Origin of the sequence: Floridaenema flaviceps BLCC-F50 (assembly GCF_041929275.2) — a bacterium.
In the GTDB taxonomy this organism is placed as follows: Bacteria; Cyanobacteriota; Cyanobacteriia; order Cyanobacteriales; family Aerosakkonemataceae; genus Floridanema; species Floridanema flaviceps.
On the sequence record NZ_JBHFNR020000002.1, the window covers coordinates 1,829,602 to 1,850,728 of the forward strand.

A 21,127-nucleotide genomic window follows, 5' to 3' on the forward strand; every position below is an offset into this window, starting at 1 on the left:
AGGATGCCCACCCCACAAAATTTACAGCTTTTTTGTGGGGCGGGGCGGGCAGGATGCCAATCCCACAAAATTTACAGCTTTTTTGTGGGGCGGGGCGGGCAGGATGCCCACCCCACAAAATTTACAGCTTTTTTGTGGGGCGGGGCGGGCAGGATGCCAATCCCACAAGAGTTACAGCTTTTTTGTGGGGCGGGCATCTTGCCCGCCTTTTATTTACATCTACTTACTTAACAGTTTTTCTAAGTTTAGCTGATTTTCTAAACTAGAAAACAAGGAAAAGTTGGTTAAGCAAGGGATAAAAAATGAGTTGTTAGCATTGGATGATTTTGTTAATTCTGCTTCGGTGACAGTGTTTAAAGTTTCAACTTGATTATTTCTTCTAAATTTACGGCGTTGGAGAATGCTATCTATAAGTCTCCAACGTTTTTTTTGCAAGCTAATTGTCGCGGCTTTATTTTGTCGATAACGGATGGTTTCAACGGGAATTCCCAGTTGTTTAATGAGTTGGTTAAAAATGTAAATATTAGAGTGTTTAGGGGAATTGGGATTGAAATTCAAACCTAAGATTAAGTTAACTTGTTTATAATGTTGCCAGACTAATTTAGCTAGGGGTTCTAAGTCTTCATTGGTTAAAGTTTCGCCGTCCAATAAGCGATCGATCCACTGCAAAAGTCCCAAACGTTCTCGCACAATGCGTTCTTGTTCTTTTGTGTAGATATTGGGAATAAATAAACCGAGTTTCCATTTTGCTTGAAGTGCGATCGCTTTTTCGTCTCTTTCCACAGCTAATCCATAACGCAAATCTTCATAACGCAAAATCGCCCCAGATAACTGAGAATAAACTTTCACTAATTCCGGGGTTATTTCTGCTTCTTTTTGTACCGCCGCCCATTCCGCAACTTGGGTTTTTTCTAAGTTTAATCTTGACTCTGCGGTGATAACTTCTTGAGATTCTAATTGTTCTTTTTCCCTAGTCGATAAAATGCGAGAATTAGCCACAGCTTTGTAATGTGCAACTTGAATTTTATCCCTCACCTTTTTAGTCAGATTTTGAAAAACAGGACTGGAATTAACCGTAATAATTTTGAGGTGATTTCCTTCATATCTTAATCTAGCGATCGCCGCTTCTCGCAAATTCCACATCGCTGCATTACTGTTAGCTTCTATTTGCGCCCAAAGTTTTTTATGACAGCAGTTTTCCCAATTGATCGGTGTATTGACAACCGCCAACATTTCCGGTGATAAACTCATTCTAATTAATCCCACTTCCAAATCCCAGCGAGTTTTTAATTCCCGCAAAATCACATCAGGAGATTCAGATTTAGAAACAGCACAGAAGTTTTTCCCACATTTAGCAACCCAAACATAACGGGGTACAGGATGTCTAACTCTGGCTAAAGATTGGGCGATATCTGCATCATTAACTACGCCATAATAAATGCCAATTACTGCATCAAACCATTCGGCTTCAATGCTTACGCCAGTGGACATACTAGGGGTAGCAATGACAATATCATAAAGGGGTAATTTCTCATTGATTTGTCTGACATATTCTCGTTGTTCGTTGAGATTTACGGTTTCAGAGTTGATGACTAGGATGCGATCGCGACTAATCCCCGACTCCAACAAATAAACCAAAACATTAGAACTTTTCAACGAATCAGTAGCAATAAATAACCTTTTCCCAGCCGTCGCCATTTCCACAGTATCAGCAATCATCGCACTATGGTCTAAAGAATTATAAATAGTGCAACAATATCCCGGTGTTTGGTATTGATTTTGAATCAAAAAAACCTCATCTTCCCTCCGCAAAGCTTTCACATAATCAACCACAAAATTATCCAAATCAGCATCAGCAATAATTACTCGCCCTGCAATTTTAATAATTTCCTCAAACCTAGCTAAAATTGCAGGTCTTCTCCCTTCTTTGTTACAAGTACTGCTAGTAAGTAAAGCCCGGAAAACCTGGCAAACTTCATCAATTACCACCGTCGCCCCCATAAATTGAAACGGACGAATCCCTAACAAAGATTCAACACATAAACCCAAGCGCCAAGTCGGATAACCATTTTCATCAATATAATAACCATTACCTTTATCTGCATCAGTGCGCCAAGTGTAACCCAATCTTTCCGCCAGAGAACGACCTAAAAATATGCGATGAGTTAAAGATAATAACCTTTCATTTTCACCAGTAACTTGAGCGATTAATTTAGTTTTTCCTGTACCTTTACCAGAAGCGATCGCAATAATTCCCGTCTTGGGTAACTCTAAACCAATAGTAGATAAATCAGCCACATTAAGTTTCACAGTAGCAGGAATTGTCAAACTTGATTGTTTTTTAATTAACCAATTCCATTGACCTAAAGACAAAGCATGATTATAAGCTTGCTCAAATGCTGTTGCACCTTCAGCAACAATTAAATCATCCACACCTTTTTGCCCAGAATTCCAAGTAATTACTTTAACTGAACATTTGCCTTCATTAATTAAAAGTAGGGCAGTTTTTTTTATTGCTAAATTAACGGCGTTAACTGTTTGGGTTTTAGTATCTTGGTCAAAACAAAAAGCGAATTCTCTCCCATCTTTGAGGAAGGGTTGTAAATCGGGAATTAAAGTAGCAGTTTTACTAAATTGGTCTACTCTTCTCCCGTTCCAAATTCCAGGTAAAGCGATCGCAACAAAGCCAATACTTAAAAGTGCAGCCGCTTTTTTCGCACCTTCAGTAATAATAATAGGTAAGTGAGACTGACTAATTACCCAACTCCAAAAGCCTAAAGCTTCACCTGTTTCTGTAATTTCAATATTTTGGGGAATTACTAAATTAAATCTTTCGGCAATTTTGAGCCAAATCTGCAAAGTTACAGGTAAGAAAAAAGCCCTAGTGGGAATTTTCGGTGGATGTTCATATTTAATCAAGTTATTTTTCGCACCCAAACGCGGTTGATTCGGTTTGAAACATCCCCATTCCATTGCTTCCCCAGTTTGCGGTTCAACGCCATTGCACCACCAACCACCATTTGTAGCGTGTTCGTAACGTTTGATAAAACTAAGGGAGAGTCTACCTGCACTGTTGCGCGGGAGTTCGTTTGAGTAGCAGAGGTAGTTGTAGATGCTTTCACCTTTGAGACTGGTGACACAAAGGGAAATCAAGTCAGGGTTTACACCACTAGCAAACCATTCATTCCAATGACTTTGTTCGATGCGATCGGGTTTGCACTTCATGGACACTACTTAAGGACGTGAGTTATCGGTTCTGAAACCAGGTTTCAAAACATAAGAAAATCACCCTTCAACACTAATTCTAGAGTGCTGCTGGTTGGGTTTGTATGATAACACTCTATAGGTGGAGTCTGTCTAACTCTTGTACCAAGGAGAATTTTTACCTCAGATCTTGCACTCCTGAGCAGAGCCTCCATTTTTCGTTCCCTGGTTGAACCAGGGAACGAGGATACGAGGATCTGGGAGGTTCTACCTCCTTTGAGTGCAAGATCTGAGTTACCCTCTGCCCCTGAAGCCCTAAGCGAGCCCTAAGCGACACAGTGCGCTGGTATAGGTTGACTGACTCGTTGTTGAATGGGGATTTCAATAATAAACTCTGTACCTTGTCCTGGTACAGATTGGCAGTGCAATTTTCCACCATGTTTTTCGACTACAATTTGGTAGCTGATTGATAATCCCAAACCAGTGCCTTTGCCCACAGGTTTAGTAGTAAAGAAGGGTTCAAATAGTTTCGATTTCACTTCTTCTTTTATTCCTGGGCCATTATCACTGATGCGAATTGTAATCCACTTATCTCGGATAATCTGGGTAGAAATGTGAATTTTTCCCGGTTGATTAATTTTAGCTTTAGAACAGCGTTTTTGGTGATGTTCCTCTAAGGCATCAATAGCATTAGAAAGAATATTCATAAATACTTGATTTAGTTGTCCTGCATAGCATTCAATTGCGGGTAATTGACCATATTCTTTGGTAACTTTAATTCCTGGATGATCTGGTCTAGCCTTTAAGCGGTGATGTAAAATTGTCAGGGTACTATCAATTCCTTCGTGAATATTCACTGCTTTAACTGCTGCTTCATCTAGGCGAGAGAAAATTCGCATTGATTTGACAATTTCGTGAATGCGTTGCGCTCCGGTGTTTGCTGAATTCAGAAGTTTTAATAAATCTTCTTTAATGAAATCTAGCTCAACTTCTTCGATCGCAGCTTGAATCCGAGGTGTTGGTTTTGGGTAATCTTCTTGATACATCTCTAGAAGTCCCAAAATACTCAAAATATAATCTTTTGCATAAGTGAGATTTCCATAAATAAAATTTATGGGATTGTTAATTTCATGGGCAATACCTGCTACCATTTGTCCTAAACTAGACATTTTTTCGCTTTGAATTAGTTGCACTTGCATTTGTTGCAATTCACTGTAAGCTTGACTTACTTCGGCAATTTTATGTTCTAACAAAGCATTCTTTTCTTCTAATTTTGTGTTTAATTCATAGAGCTTGAGATGTAACTTGATTCGAGCTAATACTTCTTCTTGCTGAAATGGTTTAGTAATATAGTCAACTGCTCCTAGCCGAAATCCTTCAACTTTATTGGCAATATCGGAAAGTGCTGTCATAAAGATAATGGGAATATCTTTAGTTAGGGGATTTGCCTTTAATAGACGACAGGTTTCAAAGCCATCAATTTCTGGCATCATAACATCTAACAAAATTAGATTGGGTAGGGCATATTGAACTCTTTCTAGAGCTATTTTGCCTGATTGTGCTGCCCAAACTTCTAACCCAACCTGATCCAAAGTATCGGATAGTACTCCTAAGTTAGCTAGGTTATCATCAACAATTAGAACCGTAGGATTTTGCATATTTACTAACCTCTTAGTTTTTACTTGAAGGACTGAATTAAAGCCAAAATTTCTCGGTCTTGAAATCCTTTTGCTAGTTGATACAACTTTTTGGCAAAAGGTTGGTATTTTTGCTCTGTTTCTTCGAGCAAGCTTGCTTGTTTAACAATTCCTTTGAAATTGCCTTTCATAGCTAATTCATAGAATATTTCTAGTTCTTCTGCTGGTGGGGGAATTAATTCTTCTTGCTCCAGATCGGATGTAGTTAAAGGCTGTTTTTCTTCGTAAATCCATTCTAGTTTCAGATATTTTTGGATTTTTTCGAGTAATTCTTTTGCCATTACAGGTTTAGGGAGAAAAGCGTTACCTCCTGCTTCTATACTTCTGTATTGATCTGATTCAAAGACACTGGCAGAGGAAACAATAATAGTTAAATCTTTGAATGTTTCCGACTGGCGAATGCGTTTAATTAGTTCAAAGCCATCTCCTTTGGGCATCAATAAGTCAGTGATGATTAAATTCGGTTGATGTTCGCGGATTTTTTGCCAAGCTTCTTGTCCGCTTGTGGCTTCAAAGACTGTAAAACCGATCGGACTAAGTAAGTTATTAATTACCGATCGATTTTCCCACTTATCATCAACTACTAAAATTTTCGGTTGATATCCCTTAATGCCAATAATTTGTCCTTGAGCATCGGTTTGAGAAGTTTTAATCCACTCTTTTGCTTCTGGCAAATTAACATCAAACCAGAAAATACTACCAACATTAACTTCACTCTGCACCAGAATTTTACTACCCATTAATCCGACAATTTCTTGGCTAATGGCTAATCCTAATCCGGTTCCTTCTGACTGTCTTCTGGTATCACTTACCTGTTCAAAAGGGAGAAAAATTCTTTCTAGGTTTTCCGCTGGAATGCCAATCCCTGTATCCCGAACTTGGAAGCGAAATTTTCCGGGGGAAGCGAAGCTAACGGTGAAAGTTACGCTACCTGTATCGGTAAATTTGATCGCATTTGTCAGCAGGTTAATTAACACTTGTCGTAACCGTTTTTCATCGGCGTGAATTCCGATCGGCAATTCCGAAGTATATTGATAATCGAATTGAATACCTTTAAGTTCGGCGCGAATGCGGCACATTTCCGCAACACCTTGGAGAAAGGCGGGAAAGTGAAAATCAGTTGGCGACAACACCACTTTTTGCGCTTCGATTTTCGACAAATCTAAAATGTCATTAATTAAAGTTAGTAAATGGGAACCGCATTGGTAAATTACATCAATGCGCGATCGATCTTCTTCCGTTAAACTTTTACCGCGCAACAAAATTTGAGCATAACCAATAATCCCATTCAGGGGAGTGCGTAACTCATGACTCATATTGGCGAGAAATTCACTTTTGGCTCGATTAGCTCTTTCCGCCGCTTCTTTGGCTTGAGTCAGTGCAATTTCTGCTTCCTTGCGTTCTGTAATATCGGCACAGATACCAATCCATTCGCGGATGTTGCCATAATCATCCAAAATCGGCACCCCTCTGACACTCATGTAGCGATACTCGCCATCATGACGGCGCACGCGATACTCAACTTGGTAAAGCGTGCGGTTAGCAATTGCGGCTAACCAAATTCTACTAGTGTGGGGATGATCGTCTGGATGAACGGCTTGAAGCCAACCCCAGCCTATGCGCTCTTCGTTAGTTTGTCCGGTGAATTTGCTCCAATTAGTTAGCTCGAGCATTTGTTCGCCTCGAGCATTAGCGTTCCAAATGATATCGGTGGTGGCTTCAATTAGCGATCGAAATCTCTGTTCGCTTCTTTGGAGAGCAACTTCAGTTTGTTTGCGATCGCTAATATCTCGCACTACTGCTAGTGCATACAACTTACCATCTTGCCAATAAGGAATTCCCGTAACTTCAATATCAATAAAATGACCATTTTTATGGATGTTAATAGCTTGGCAGAAAAACTGTTTGCCCGCCTTTACTGTTTTAATAAAAACTTCAAACAAACCAATAGAGTCAGGATGAACGTATTTGTCGGGAGATAGCTCAATAAACTCTTCGAGAGTATAGCCGTGCATTTTGGCGTGTGCGGGGTTAGCAGTAATTATCTTCCCCGTTTCTAGTTCAAAAATTGAAATCCCATCGTTAATAGATTCGTAAATTTTCCGATATTGTGCGTCTTTTTGCTGACGTTCAGTAATATCTGTATTGGCTCCAATCCATTCGCGAATCGATCGATCTGGGTTCAAAATTGGTACAGCACGACAACTCATGTAGCGATATTCACCATCATGGCGACGCATCCGAAATTCAACTTCATATAACGATCGCTTCCTAACAGCTTTGAGCCAATTTTCAGCAACATATTTGCGATCGTCTGGATGAATTATATCTAACCAACCAAAGCCTCTGTACTCCTCAAAAGTCTGTCCGGTGAATTTGCTCCAAGTAGGTTGTTGAGTAAAAATTTCGCCTTCAGCATTCGTGTTCCAAATAACTTGAGCACTAGCTTCAATTAGCGATCGAAAACGTTCTTCGCTTTGTTTGAGGGAATTTTCTGCGGTTTTGCGATCGTAAAGTGCAACTTGCCGTTCGTGAACATCTGTAGAAGTTCCCACGATCTCCCGAATGCTACCATCTTCATTTAAAACTGGAACACCTTGAGCCACAAAATAACGATAAGTTCCATCTTTGGCGCGGAGTCGATATTCGGCATTGTACAAACTTTTTGTTGCTGCCGCTTGCTTCCATTGTTGGGCAACTATGAAGCGATCGTCAGGATGAATAGCATCCAACCAACCCAAACCTTTTGCTTCCGCTTCCGTCTGTCCCGTGAAAGCCCGCCAACTCACCGTATCATATACTTGTCCTTGGGCATCTGCAACCCACACCAACTGAGACGTAGCAGAGAAAAAAGCTTCAAACCGTTCTTTACGTACCCGAAGTTCCGCCTGAAGTAGAGATAATTCCTCTTGCAATGCAGCAGTTCGCTGTGCAACCAACCGTTCTAGCGTTTCATTCACTATTTCCTGTTGTTCCGGCGCTGGCGAATTTCCAGATAGGAAGTTCTTGCTCATGCTTGTTCCTGCATTTCAGTTGTAATTAAGAAGCTAGGACTTACGCCTCGGCTCTATTCGTAGGGTGCGAAGCTTGCTAACGTAACGCACCGTTCCACTAACAGCTTCCCCCAAATTTTCCCGTAACAAATAAATTAAATTCAACTATTTTATATTTTTATATCTTTACATACTTTAATAATTTCTGTAACCGTGATTTCCCCTAATTAAGTACTTTCTCTCCATTCATTCATTGCTGTTATTCGCGAGCCAAAAAAGCAAATATATGCCTAAAGATAGATCCAAAAAAAGACTGATTGTATACTTAACTTTTATATTGAAAAAACAGTGATGCAATTATCCATTTTGAATAAAATGCAAAATTCCTTATTCCACCACTTCCACCAAAGAAGAAAGTACAGCAATTTTCGTTGTATCAACCCCTCTAACCGTAGAAATTAGTTGAACACTAGCACGAGACATTTCATCAAAATCAGTTAATAAATCACCCATTACTTTATCCGGTTCATCTTCACTTATTCCCAAAGGAGAACCTTGAGCAGTATTGCGACTTCTAGCAATATTTTGTAAACCCTTTAAAGCATTGCGAACCGGAGAAACACTAGCCAATACTAACACTTCCAAAGTACCAGAAGGCCCCTGTAAAAGAATCTTAAAATTATCCTCAGTTCGAGGAATAGTAATTGTTTTTCCCGCACCCAGTAAAGCCGCATCTTCCGGCGTATCCCAATCACGGGGAAATAAAACTAATAATTCGCCACTAGAATCGATTAATAAAGCAGCAATATAAAGATTCTGACTTTCATTATTTTGAATATTAATTTGCATCGCCGTTCCCGGGTTAAAATTAGTATTTTGTATAGAATTAATTGGTGCTTCTTTAGATTCCTGATTTCCGCGACTACTAACAACATTAGCAGCACTTCTTGAATTAACAGATTGAATAGTAGTAGTAACTTTAAGTGTGGAAGAATCGCCAGTCACTAAAGTTTGTAAAATTCTCCCAGCCAGCAAAGATTTAAGTTTAGATCTCAGCCTTTGTTGAATCGCTGCTTGCGTTGATTCTTCAGGAATTCCAAAAGTATTATAAACTGGTTTTCGGCCCGAAGTAAATAAACCAATTGCCCCCACTGGCGGCGGATTAGGAATTGATAAATGTTGAAATTCGCGAGAGTAGTTTTCCGTAACTCGACCTAAAATATAATGTACAACATCTGTTCGATCGACCCCAACAACTTCCATCCGACTAATAGCTTTAATTTCCTTTTCCGCTAGGCTTTTCTCCGCACCCAAAGAGTCATCTAACCCAACTTTTAAACTTAAATCCGTAGGAATTCCCCGCACTCTTTCCCGCAGTAAAACTCCCGGTTTCACAACATTAGGTTTAGCTTTAATAACTTTACCATATCCAACTAATCCAAAGCGAGATATTTGTTCAATTTGTCCAATTTCTTTACCCTGATTATCAATTAAACTAAAAATAGATCCTTTTTGAAAACCTTCCAATGATTGCGAAGCAATTCCACCTAACCAAAATTCTACTTGATTACCTTTTACTTTGCGAATCACTCCTTCCGCACTGCGCGTAGTTTGTTCGCTGAAATAAAGTAATTTATTTGCGTAATTACTTCCCGGTTTCACTTCATATTCCGGTACTTGTACCATACCCGAATTTTGAGCTATATCTTGAGTCCGCAAAGCTAAATTAACAAAAGTTGTACTAATAGCTTGATTCCGATTTTGTTGCCAAAGATAACGAGTTAATAAATAAGTAAAAGCGCCAGCATTAAAACCATCAAAACGCGCATCTGTAGCAAGTTGATTATCTCTAGCAGAAGTTAAGGAAACACCTTTAGCAATACCTTTTCCTCGTAATTCTTGAAATTTATCGGGAGAAATTTTCAGCCTGGTTAACCATTGTTGTTGATATTCTAATTCTTCTGAAGCGACTTGAATGTTGTTGGTTTCGCGATCGAATCTTGCAGAACGCACCATCAAATTTCCCCTATCAGCACCCCCCGAAAAACAACTATCTAAAACCACAGTTAAATTTTCCGTTTGTACCGCCGACATCAACAAAAATAGAGTCTTACCCATGATATCTTTTACCACATTTTTATCAGCAGTAACAGTATCTATAGGAACCATTGTCCCATTCAAATTATTACCATTAATTGGCGCAGGATCTACTACCCGCGAACCATGTCCAGAATAGTGAAAAACCGCCACATCACCAGGTTTTGCTTGTTTAATTAAATGATTTTCAAAAGCAGTAATAATCCCTTGACGAGTAGCTTGAGAATCAGTAACTACTAAAATATCTTGCGGCTGAAAACCAAAGCGATGAATTAACAACTCTCGCTGCATTTCCACATCCATCAAACATCCCCGCAAAGGACGAATATCGCCAGTATAATTATTAATTCCCACTAACAAAGCCAGCTTCCGAGGAGTACTTTGCGCCAACACCTTACCATAACGATTAGCCTGCTGAAAAAACTCAACTTGACTAATCCCCAAACTAGCCAACAAAGAACCACCAAACTGTAAAAAATGCCGCCGTCTCATAACCCCTCCTGTTTGTTGTTCCCACTTCAGTGGGAATAGCGCTGAAGCGCCTACAACGAACCGTTTGTTGTTCCCACTTCAGTGGGAATCGCGCTGAAGCGCCTACAACGAACCTTTAAAATGCTTCTCCGATGAAAGTGAAAGCTGCCCAATCTTTTGGATGAGGGCGAGTTTTCATCATAGTTAACATTGCTTGACGTAACGCTTGCGCCTTATTCGGATTTGTCCTCATTTGCTGATAAAACTCCTTCATTAAATCAGTGGTTGCTTGATCAGGAACCGCCCACAAAGAAACCACAATGCTGGGTGTTCCCGCCGTAATAAAAGCGCGAGATAATCCAACTACCCCATCACCTGTAAGTTGTCCTCTCCCAGTATCACAAGCACTTAAAACTACTAAGGAAGCTTTCAATTTTAAATCGAGAATTTCATCAGATGTCAGCAAACCATCTTCTTTTTCGTCGGGTGTAAATGCTAATGCGCCCGGTACTCCTGCACGATATTTTCCTTGCAGTTCTCCATAATCTAAAAGTCCGTGTGTGGCGAAGTGAATAATGTTAGCTTGAGAGATTTGAGATTTAATTGTTGCTTCTTTAGCTTGAGAACCAATTAAAGGTTGAGTATTGAACAATTTACCAATTTCAATTGCTTCTTGTTGTGCTCCAGGTAAAGATGGTAATTGTTCCGGTGGTTCACCTATTTTTAAGGTTAAAGATGGCATGGTTGGATTACCGACAATTAAATTTTGGAAACTCTTTTCTCCTGCACCTCTGCTTTGCTGCATTTCTGCTTTTTTAGCATGAGTTAATTCTAAGACTTGAATTGAGGGTGCAGTGAGAATTGTATGTTTTTCGATTAAGTGTTTGCCAATTTCGTCTTGTAAGGCAACGAAGGGAACTAAGAATAACCCCCTTTGGGGAACGAAGATAACATGATTATTGGGATCGGTTGGGAGTAAATCGGCTATTGGTTTGATGAGTATTTCGTGGAGTTTTTGTAGGCGTTGTTTTTCGTTAACTCCGGGTTTGAGGGCGATGATTGCAGTTGCACGACCTCTGACACCAATAGAGTCACGAGTGTTAGTAACAAGTTCTCCGAGAGAAGTGTTTTGTTGTTGCCATAAAGGTTTGAGATCGACTTTGCGGAAGTTGACTTCACCTGTGGGTTTGATTACCCAAATGTAAAGTTCTGATTCTTTCCATTGTTCTTTTCCTTGAATTTTGAATCCATCAAAAATAATGGAATATTGTACTAAAGTAGCATTTTGCTTTTGGGCAATTTGTTTAATTTGGTCAATTGTTGGTGTTAAAGATGCAGCTGGGATGATTTCTTTCGGTTTAGTTGATAGTCGCCTGGTGAGTAATTCGACAAAAGCTCTGCCTCTACCTCGTTCGGAAATTTCTAATGCTGTTGTGGTTTTATTTTGGGCAATTAGGACTTTTTGTAAAATGCGATAGGTGTTAGCTTGTTCCTCAAATATAGACACTTTGTTAGCATCGTCGTCACCTAATCTCTCTCGTAGAGATTCACTAACTTCAATTCCTTGGAATAGGGTTTTCTCTGCCTCCACAAAATTTCCAGATTTGTAGAAAGCTGCACCCAAATTATTTAAAGCTAGTCTTTCACCGTTGCGATCGCCAATTTCTCGTGCAATCGCTAAACGCTGCTGCTGGTACTCAATCGCTTTGCGGTAGTCTCCCAAGGAATAGTAAGCAATACCCAGATTTCCCAGTGCTGCTCCTTCACTCCTGCGATCGCCAATTTCTCGTGCAATCGCTAAAAGCTGCTGCTGGTACTCGATCGCTTTGCGGTAGTCTCCCAGGGAATAGTAAGCAATACCCAGATTTCCCAGTGCTGCTCCTTCACCGTTGCGATCGCCAATTTCTCGTGCAATCGCTAAACTCTGCTGCTGGTACTCGATCGCTTTGCGGTAGTCTTCCAAAGAAAGGTAAGCAGCACCCAGATTTCCCAGTGCTACTCCTTCACCCCTGCGATCGCCAATCTCTCGTGCAATCGCTAAAAGCTGCTGCTGGTACTCAATCGTCTTGCGGTAGTCTCCCAAATAAAGGTAAGCACTACCCAGATTTCCCAGTGCATATCCTTCACCGTTGCGATCGCCAATTTCTCGTGCAATCGCTAAACTCTGCTGCTGGTACTCAATCGCTTTGCGGTAGTCTCCCAGAGAACCGTAAGCAACACCCAGATTTCCCAGTGCATTTCCTTCACCCTTGCGATTGCCAATTTCTCGTGCAATCGCTAAACTCTGCTGCTGGTAATCGATCGCTTTGCGGTAGTCTCCCAGAGAATAGTAAGCAGCACCTAGACTTCCCAGTGCAATTCCTTCACCCTTGCGCTCGCCAATTTCTCGTGCAATCGCCAAACTCTGTTGGTAGTACTCAATTGCTTTGCGGTAGTCTCCCAAAGAACGGTAAGCTTCACCCAAATTTCCCAGTGCTGCTCCTTCACCAAAGCGATGACCAATTTCTCGTGCAATCGCTAAACGCTGCTGGTGGTACTCAATCGCCTTGCGGTAGTCTCCCAAAGAATTGTAAGCAACACCCAGACTTTCCAGTGCTGCTTCTTCACCCCTGCGATCGCTAATTTCTCGTGCAATTGCTAAAAACTGCTGGTGGTACTCAATCGCCTTGCGGTAGTCTCCCAAAGAACCGTAAGCAAGACCCAGACTTCCCAGTGCTGCTCCTTCACCCCTGCGATCGCCAATTTCTCGATAAATAGCCAATGCTTGTTGAAAAGACTGCAATGCTTCCCGAAATTGACTAGTTTGATCCTGCTGAAGCCCTTGTTGTAACAGTCGATTGGCTTCAGCTTTCCGAGGATTATTTTGTTGTTGAACTATTAAAAGTGCTTCCTGAGCTAATTGTTCCTGTTTCGGATCTTTGAGTTCCCTTGCAATGACTAAACTCTGCTGCGAGGAATCTAACGCTTTCTGGTATTCTCCCAGGTTAGCGTAAGTATAAGTCAGAACAACCAGCGCCAATCCTTCACCTTTGCGATCGCCAATTTCTCGATAAATAATTAATGCTTGTTGGCAAGACTGTAATGCTTCCCGAAATAGACTTTTACCATACTGTTGAAGCCCTTGTTGTAACAGTCGATCTGCCTCAGCTTTACGAGGGTGAACTATTGAAAGTACTTGTTGAACTGACTGTTCCAGCTTCGGATCTTTGAGTTCCCTGGCAATGGCTAAACTCTGCTGCAAGGAATCTAACGCTTTCTGGTACTCTCCCAGAGCATTGTAAGCAAGACCTGAAGTTACGAGTATTCCTGCTTCACTTTGGCGATCGCCAATTTCCCGATAAATAGCTAATGCCTGTTGAAAAGACTGCAACGCTTCTCTAAATTTACTTGTTTGAAACTGCTGAAGTCCTTGCTGAACAAGTCGATATGCTTCAGCTTTCTTTTCACTATTCGTTTGCGCCAAAACTTTTGGCACTGGCAAACTTGTCAACGAATAGAAACTAATAGAAGTATCTGCAACAACAGTGAGTAAAGCAATAAATGTAGCAATTGAGAGTTTTGGTAAACGCATAGCGGTTAATTAAAAAGCTCCTCAGTGGCTATATATCTAGCACCTGAGAACTTATGCAGTTAAAAAGATTTTCCCAAAAGTATAAATTATTAACCCGTCTCTGTCATCCGTAATTTATTTAGATTCAAGTCCCCCTTGCTAAGGGGGATAATGGGGGATCTCTTTCGCTGAAATCTTGCACCTGCGATTTTAGCCCGCCTGCCTTATCAATTCGCTTTTCTTATAGCAGTACGGGCGGGTTTTGTTGTGAGATTCTCTGTGAGAAACAAAATGTACTTTCTAAACCCGCCCCTACAAGTGGACCCAAAGCATAAGAATTGCAAATATTTTAGTCCTCTTTAGAGGACTTTCGCTACTCGCGGTGGGAATTGATTCCCAGGCGAATTTTACGACTGGTGCAAAATCTGAGTTCGATATAACCCCTCTCATCAAAATGGCAAAACTTCCCGAAATTAACGTTTTTAATAATGCAAGTTGCTAGTTGCGATCGATCCCCCCTAACCCCCCTTAACAAGGGGGGAACCGGATCTCAAACTTTCCCCTTGTTAAGAGGAAACCGGATCTCAAACTTTCCCCTTGTTAAGAGGAAACCGGATCTCAAAGTCCCCCTTTTTAAGGGGGATTTAGGGGGATCAAAAATGCCTAAAATCCTAACTATAAAAATCAATCCACCTAACTTTTCCCAGAATTATTATTATGTTCTCGAACCTTTGCCAAAGCTTCCTCAGCTAACTGTTCCAACTTCGCATCTTTAAGTTCCCTAGCAATAGCTAAACCCTGCTGCGCCGATAAAAGAGCTTTCTGATAATCACCCAATTTAGCATAAGTAAAACTCAGCAAAACCAAAAGATTTCCTTCCCGTTCGCGATCGCCAATTTCTCGATAAATAGCTAACGACTGTTCCCAAAACTGCAATGCTTCCTGAAACTGATCAATTTTAGACTTTTGCAGACCTTGATAAAACAATTGAAAAGCCTCTTTGTCCTTTTCCGTATTCGTCTGCGCCAACACTTTCGCCGCAGGCAAACTTGTCAAAGAAAGGAAACTAACAGAAGTATCTGCAACAACTATAAATAAAGTAAAAACTGTAGCAATTCCGAGTTTTGGTAAAAGCATCGCTGTTAATCAGAGAAGTTAGTATTAGTTTACTCCAAACATTACCTGTACGTTGTTGGGCTTTAGCCCTTCTTTAGGGCTAAAGCCCAACAACGTACCTAGAAAATCTATAATGAAGAGAGATTTTAGTTATTTTGACTCATCCTAAATGGTACAAACTCCCGCAAAAAACCTCACATTAGAAGAGTTTCTCAAACTACCAGAAACTAAACCAGCAAGTGAATACATCAACGGTCAAATTATCCAAAAACCCATGCCCCAAGGAAAACACAGCAAACTACAAGGTAAATTAGTCACTACTATTAATCAAGTAGCTGAAGATCGTAAAATCGCCCTAGCTTTTCCCGAATTACGCTGTACTTTTGGTGGCAGATCAATTGTACCCGATGTAACTGTGTTTGCTTGGGAAAGAATACCCGTTGATGAAAATGGAGATATTGCTAATGTTTTCCCAATTCACCCAGATTGGACTATTGAAATCCTCTCACCTGAACAGAGTCAAACCAAAGTCACAGGAAATATTTTACACTGCCTGAAACAGGGAACAAAATTAGGTTGGTTAATTGTTCCCGAAGAGAAGTCAATATTAGTTTATCCACCCGGAAAGCAACCCGAAATTTTACAAGAACCAGAGGAAGTATTACCTGTTCCAGAAATACTATCAGAACTCCGCTTAACTTTAGGAGATTTGTTTAATTGGTTGAAGTTATGAAGCATCTGGGATGGTGCGTTACGTTTCACTAACGCACCCTACAAATAGGGTTTTTCAGGTTGAAGGAATGGGGTATCGATCCAGATGTGGATCTTTAGAGAGAAAATAAATGAAGATTAGTTCGTTGTTCCCACTTCAGTGGGAAAAGCGCTGAAGCGCTTACAACAAACCTATTTTTTGCTTAAAAAATCAAATGGAAAAAATTACTAGATATCGCGGTTGTTTACTCGGTTTAGCAGTTGGTGATGCTGTTGGAACAACTCTGGAATTTAAACCACCAGGAACCTTTACACCAATTAATGATATGGTGGGAGATGGGCCATTTGGACTAATACCGGGACAGTGGACAGATGATACTTCAATGGCGCTTTGTTTAGCTGAAAGTTTGATTGAAAAAAAAGGATTCGATTCGGTTCATCAACTGCAAAAATATCTGCAATGGTATCGTCAAGGACATCTTAGCAGCACTGGGGAATGTTTTGATATTGGCAATACTGTTCAACAAGCACTTCGGCGGTTTGAAGATACAGGCGAACCTTTTTGTGGTTCTACAGATCCCAGAAGTGCTGGCAATGGTTCGATTATGAGATTAGCACCTGTACCGCTGTTTTATGCTGCTAATTTTGAAGATGCGATCGCCAAATCCAAAGACAGTTCTCGCACCACTCACGGCGCTGCTACCGCTGTTGATGCTTGTCGATATTTAGCTGCTTTAATTGTTGGCGCAATTAACGGAATTAGTAAAGAAAAATTACTAGAAACTCGCTATTCTCCCATTCCTAACTATTGGGAAAATCACCCATTAGTAGCAGAAATAGACGAAATTGCTACAGGTTCTTTCAAACACCGTCAACCCCCAGAAATTAAAGGAACAGGTTACGTAGTCAAATCTTTAGAAGCGGCATTGTGGGCATTCGATCGCAGTAATTCCTTTGCTGAAGGTTGTTTGTTAGCTGTCAATTTAGGCGATGATGCTGATACAACTGGCGCAGTTTATGGGCAGTTAGCAGGGGCGTTTTATGGAGAAGAGGGAATACCGAAAAGTTGGCGAGAAAAGCTAGCTAAACATGATTTAATTGTCTCAATGGCAGAACAAATTTTTGCTTTAAGTTAAGTTGGTAGTGAGAAGTTTCAAACTTTTAGAGCTCCAAAAGACAACTTAAAATCAAAACTTGGCTTGATAACTATGTAACTTTATCGGGATTAATTATTTAATTAAGCACAATTTTGAGTAATAAATGTAATTAAAATTAACTCCAGTTAAACATAGAGGAGCTTAAAGAAAATTATCATAAACTCCCCTAAGCCTTATGGTAAGTGTTTAACAATAATGAATAATTTTGGAGAAAACAACCTGTATAAAGTTTTAGGTAGAAACTAAGTAGGTATAAGTTATAACCTGGACAACATCATGTAGGTGAACAGGAAAAATTGCAGTGTAGTTCTGCAACTAAGATTTGGCAGCTTTTCCTGTAACTTCTGCAATCCAAAATACAGGAATTAATACCTAGTAAGACTTGTTGCTCTGGCATTTTGTCTGACTGTGGGCTAATATATTACGCTGAGAAATTTTTTATTGCCCAACCCAAAAAGACGATCGCACAACTTATACTTAAGTGATGGTAATCACTGCGATCGGTTGCATAATCCCAGAAGCTAGAGCCAGGAAAAGCTTACCTCTTAGCAAACAATAAAATGCAAATATACCCCAACAACCAGTAAATTTCCGCTTTCTGTCTCACAGTGAAAGGAAGTAATTCCGATTCGAGGAAAAAAACTTTGTAATCTGGAATAGATATATACCTAAAGACAGATGAACGGACAAAATCTGCATATAAAGCAAATTTTACCATTGTTGGCAACCTTGAGAAAGTTAGAAAAAAAATTCTCGATTTCCCCAAAACTTCCCGATTTGTTTGAATACTTCAAGTAAAGTGCAGCTAAGCAATCAGGAGTAGCATGGAAGCACAACCGATCGTAGGCTTGAAAGAAGCTATTGAAGAAAGACGTGCAGCCCGGAGTTTTCGCTCCGATCCGATTCCTGAAGAAGTAGTTTCTGAAATCCTACGCTTAGGAGTAAGAGCATCTTCAGGATATAATTTGCAACCTTGGCGCTTGATAGTAGTCAAGGAACAAGCAAACAAAGAGAAGCTAAGAGCCTGTGCTTTCAATCAACGTCAAATCAGCGAAGCACCAGTTGTTTTGATTTGTTGTGGCGATCGCCTAGTTTCCGAAACAGATTACATTGAATCTGTTATTAAACTAGGCACTGAAGCTGAAGCAATGAATGAAGCTTTCGCCAATTATATGCGAGAGCAAATCCCGGTTTTGTTCCAATATCATCCCAGCTTTGAATCCGTAGAAGCTTGGACAAATCGACACACAATGCTGGCAGTTGCACATATTATGATTGTGGCTAAAAGTTTTGGGGTAGATAGTTGCCCAATGGAAGGATTTGTCACCGCCCAAGTTAAAGAAGCCTTCAACATTCCAGAACATTTAGATATCTGCTGTTTGTTGCCCCTTGGTTATGCAGACGAGCCATTTAAACTATACGGAGGACGCTTTAACCTTGAGCAAGTTTGCTACAGCGAAAGCTACGGTGAAACCTTCAAACTTTAGAAAAATTTAAGCTTTTTACACCAGATTATTTGCCAAGATAATTAGCAACAGAATAAACAGCAGATATGATTATCTGATGCTTCAGAATTGGCAAACAAACCAAATAAGTAACTATTACCAACAACTGTGAGACTATGATGACAACGCCTTACAAAAATGCTGTATTGGACGACAAAGAACTACAAGCAGTTTTGAGTCAACTTAACCCAAAATTTGGTGATTTTGTGACTCGTGTAGCTGGAGAAGCTTGGGGTTTGCCATTAATCGATCAAAAAACAAAAGCTTTAATTACTGTTGCTGTTGATGTAGTAATTCAAGATCATGTAGGGCCAGGAAGCCCCTTTGGAGCGCACGTTGATATGGCGATGAAACAAGGAGCAACTCGCGCCGAAATTGAAGAATTACTGTTATTTATGTGCGTCTATGCTGGCTTCAATAAAGTAGCAGGTTGCTTTGGGGCATTGAATGAGATTTTAGGTTCAGAATCCTAAGAGAAAACCGAAATTAGTTTCTTGTAAGTTCCATCAATTAAGCTTATGCTGTTAGCAAAACAATCACTAGAATCGACTATTACTAAGGCTGATTATTCAGCACGCGATCGCGAAGGAAAAGTTGCCTTTTACGTGCTGTTGTGGAAAAGAAAAGGCATCAGCTTAGAACTTTTCGACGACTATTGGAGAAACGTTCACGGCCCAGTTTGTGCTCGTTTGCCAGGACAACATCAATATTGGCAATTTCACGTTGCGCCAAATGAAGGAGGTCTGTGGCCTAGTTTAGGTGGACTTGTGCAAGCTTCCTCAGAAGATGAACAATTTCACGGGATAGCTGAGTTAACTTTTAGAAGCGAACAAGAACGGCAAATTTGGTTTAAATCTGCTGCCATCTTGATGGATGACGAACACAATATCTTTAGTAAAGCGATCGGATATAACAGCAGTCCAGGGAATTCTATTACTTATGTCGATCGCATCGATAATGGTGTTCCCAACGGCAAAGTTGAAGCCGAAAAATTCCACGTCATGGTGAGAAAAGCTGATGGCGCAAGCGTGGAAGAATTTCGTAAATACATGAAAGAAACTTTTGCGCCCGCCATTGCTAATAATTCCAGAGTCGTAAAATTCCGCCTTCATCTATTTGATGAAGTCGATCTTTCTCGCCCAGATGCCGCAGGAGTAGCGCATTCTGAACCTAGAGAAAAATCTTATGATGCGGCTTTTGAAATTGCTTTTTGGAATCGTTTAGACTTGGAAATAGTTTTAAACTCTCCAGAATATCAAGCAATAGTCAAAGACCTGCCTAAATATGTCAAAGCTATTAGACCATTTCCCGAAAGAACAGCTTACGCATTCGTTTATAACGACGAAATGACCTTAGCAGGACAACGCAGTTCTTCAGTCGCAGAATTAATTTCCAACATCGGTGCAACCAACCAATTACAGAAGGATATCGAATCGCTTATGCTGTACCAACAACTAAATTCCACTTCTACAAACGGCAATGTTTCTAGCAACGGACATCAAACTTCTCAAAATGGAAATGGGCAAACAGCTGTGAGAAAGCGCCAAAATTATTACAAAGACCTCTCAGCAGATTATTCTCGCCCCGGACTAGTTAGTTCTTATGTTGCCAAAAAATTGATTGAAGATGGCGAAAGATATGTGGCAATGAAAGAAAGAGTACTGCCCGAAATTGGCCCCAACTATACATTAGAACAAATTGAACAAGAAAATAAAGAATGGTGGCCTACTCACTGTGAAGCTTTGCGCCAAGGAAGAGGCGATATCTTAACAGGTGAATATCGCGACGACCTAGTTTATTTGTGTCAAGACGGCCCCTATTTTGGCTTAGATCAACAAAAAGAACGGGAAAAACATTGGTGGGCTTTAATTGCTCAACCTGGAGTAACAATGTGTTGGCCTATTGTCATGTTTCACGGCGAAGTTACTTACTTTGAATGGAAGTGTGTAGACGACGAAACTAACGAAACACTCGCCAAAGGAAATGTAACTTGGGTACGTCGCGGACATCGCGGAGGTTGTCATTTGAAAACTGAACAATTGACCTTCTATCGTGATGTTTACGCACCCAATGAGTTGATTCAATTAATCACCACATAGAAGAGATGGGGGGATGGGGGGATGGGGAGATGGGGGGATGGGGAGAATTCAAAACTCAAAAATTTACCCCTAACTCAAAGTTCAAAACTCAAAACTCAAAACTTCCCTAGTCCCTAGTCCCCACTCAAAAGTCAAAATTCAAAACTTTTTTAATCACCGCCTAAGATGACAAATAACCAACCTTATAAAAATGCAGTTTTAGATGATAAAGAACTGCAAGCGGTTTTAAAACAACTTAACCCGAAGTTTGGTGACTTTGTTACTCGCGTAGCTGGTGAAGCTTGGGGTTTGCCGTTAATTGACCAGAAAACTAAAGCGTTAATTACGATCGCGATCGACATAGTTAATCAAAGCCATAATGGTCCCGGTAGCCCCTTTGGAGCACACATAAATATGGCTCTCAAACAGGGAGCAACTCGCGAAGAAATCGAAGAATTACTATTATTTATGTGCGTTTACGCGGGATTTAATAAAGTTGCAGGTAGCTTCGGCGCACTTAAGGAAATTTTTGGGAAATCCGGCGAACA

The 21,127-nt window shown here is 40.4% G+C and carries 11 protein-coding genes and 3 pseudogenes; 7 read left to right on the top strand and 7 right to left on the bottom strand.

Translation table 11 applies throughout. From position 1 onward, the window contains the following. Positions 1-219: 219 nt before the first annotated feature. The 7 genes and pseudogenes from ACE1CI_RS28435 to ACE1CI_RS28465 form a co-directional block, all read right to left on the bottom strand. Positions 220-3,225, bottom strand: coding sequence for a plasmid replication protein, CyRepA1 family (locus ACE1CI_RS28435; protein ID WP_496615877.1), 3,006 nt, complete (start codon positions 3,223-3,225; stop codon positions 220-222). A gap of 305 nt (positions 3,226-3,530) precedes the next feature. Beyond that, positions 3,531-4,862: a response regulator gene (locus ACE1CI_RS28440; RefSeq protein ID WP_496615878.1), complete on the bottom strand. Its 1,332-nt coding sequence runs from the start codon at positions 4,860-4,862 to the stop codon at positions 3,531-3,533. A gap of 20 nt (positions 4,863-4,882) precedes the next feature. Next, on the bottom strand, positions 4,883-7,915 hold the full coding sequence (locus ACE1CI_RS28445; RefSeq protein ID WP_413261968.1) for a PAS domain S-box protein: 3,033 nt from the start codon (positions 7,913-7,915) through the stop codon (positions 4,883-4,885). 366 nt (positions 7,916-8,281) lie between these two features. Further along, positions 8,282-10,483, bottom strand: coding sequence for a caspase family protein (locus tag ACE1CI_RS28450; protein ID WP_413261969.1), 2,202 nt, complete (start codon positions 10,481-10,483; stop codon positions 8,282-8,284). 115 nt (positions 10,484-10,598) lie between these two features. Next, positions 10,599-13,340 carry a tetratricopeptide repeat protein gene (locus ACE1CI_RS28455; RefSeq protein WP_496615903.1) on the bottom strand — a complete coding sequence of 914 codons (2,742 nt, stop codon included), beginning with the start codon at positions 13,338-13,340 and terminating at the stop codon, positions 10,599-10,601. Positions 13,341-13,673: 333 nt separating this feature from the next. After that, positions 13,674-14,033, bottom strand: a pseudogene (locus ACE1CI_RS28460) (tetratricopeptide repeat protein); the annotation flags it as partial. Positions 14,034-14,705: 672 nt separating this feature from the next. Next, positions 14,706-15,149, bottom strand: coding sequence for a tetratricopeptide repeat protein (locus tag ACE1CI_RS28465; RefSeq protein WP_413265646.1), 444 nt, complete (start codon positions 15,147-15,149; stop codon positions 14,706-14,708). A gap of 148 nt (positions 15,150-15,297) precedes the next feature. Between ACE1CI_RS28465 and ACE1CI_RS28470 the strand changes: the two genes are divergently transcribed. From ACE1CI_RS28470 to ACE1CI_RS28500, 7 genes and pseudogenes are all read left to right on the top strand, one after another. Then, a complete protein-coding gene (locus tag ACE1CI_RS28470) occupies positions 15,298-15,861 on the top strand; it encodes a Uma2 family endonuclease (RefSeq protein WP_413265647.1) in 564 nt (187 codons plus the stop codon). A 193-nt stretch (positions 15,862-16,054) separates the two neighbouring features. Beyond that, positions 16,055-16,975, top strand: coding sequence for an ADP-ribosylglycohydrolase family protein (locus ACE1CI_RS28475; RefSeq protein ID WP_413265648.1), 921 nt, complete (start codon positions 16,055-16,057; stop codon positions 16,973-16,975). Positions 16,976-17,820: 845 nt separating this feature from the next. After that, positions 17,821-18,483: a nitroreductase family protein gene (locus ACE1CI_RS28480; protein ID WP_413265649.1), complete on the top strand. Its 663-nt coding sequence runs from the start codon at positions 17,821-17,823 to the stop codon at positions 18,481-18,483. A gap of 134 nt (positions 18,484-18,617) precedes the next feature. Further along, on the top strand, positions 18,618-18,974 hold the full coding sequence (locus ACE1CI_RS28485) for a carboxymuconolactone decarboxylase family protein (protein WP_413265650.1): 357 nt from the start codon (positions 18,618-18,620) through the stop codon (positions 18,972-18,974). 45 nt (positions 18,975-19,019) lie between these two features. Then, positions 19,020-19,778: pseudogene (locus ACE1CI_RS28490) on the top strand (EthD domain-containing protein); the annotation flags it as partial. A gap of 255 nt (positions 19,779-20,033) precedes the next feature. Beyond that, the gene (locus ACE1CI_RS28495; protein WP_459564095.1) at positions 20,034-20,600 is read left to right on the top strand and encodes a hypothetical protein; all 567 of its coding nucleotides are present in this window, start codon (positions 20,034-20,036) and stop codon (positions 20,598-20,600) included. Positions 20,601-20,765: 165 nt separating this feature from the next. Further along, a pseudogene (locus ACE1CI_RS28500) lies at positions 20,766-21,116 on the top strand (carboxymuconolactone decarboxylase family protein); the annotation flags it as partial. Between the last annotated feature and the right edge of the window lie 11 nt (positions 21,117-21,127).

What these genes read in the sequence shown, in the direction of transcription:
- ACE1CI_RS28435 (WP_496615877.1), bottom strand. Translation starts at nt 3,225, where the DNA reads ATGAAGTGCAAACCCGATCGCATCGAACAAAGTCATTGGAATGAATGG.
- ACE1CI_RS28465 (WP_413265646.1), bottom strand. Translation starts at nt 15,149, where the DNA reads ATGCTTTTACCAAAACTCGGAATTGCTACAGTTTTTACTTTATTTATA.
- ACE1CI_RS28485 (WP_413265650.1), top strand. Translation starts at nt 18,618, where the DNA reads ATGATGACAACGCCTTACAAAAATGCTGTATTGGACGACAAAGAACTA.
- ACE1CI_RS28480 (WP_413265649.1), top strand. Translation starts at nt 17,821, where the DNA reads ATGGAAGCACAACCGATCGTAGGCTTGAAAGAAGCTATTGAAGAAAGA.
- ACE1CI_RS28470 (WP_413265647.1), top strand. Translation starts at nt 15,298, where the DNA reads ATGGTACAAACTCCCGCAAAAAACCTCACATTAGAAGAGTTTCTCAAA.
- ACE1CI_RS28445 (WP_413261968.1), bottom strand. Translation starts at nt 7,915, where the DNA reads ATGAGCAAGAACTTCCTATCTGGAAATTCGCCAGCGCCGGAACAACAG.
- ACE1CI_RS28440 (WP_496615878.1), bottom strand. Translation starts at nt 4,862, where the DNA reads ATGCAAAATCCTACGGTTCTAATTGTTGATGATAACCTAGCTAACTTA.
- ACE1CI_RS28450 (WP_413261969.1), bottom strand. Translation starts at nt 10,483, where the DNA reads ATGAGACGGCGGCATTTTTTACAGTTTGGTGGTTCTTTGTTGGCTAGT.
- ACE1CI_RS28475 (WP_413265648.1), top strand. Translation starts at nt 16,055, where the DNA reads ATGGAAAAAATTACTAGATATCGCGGTTGTTTACTCGGTTTAGCAGTT.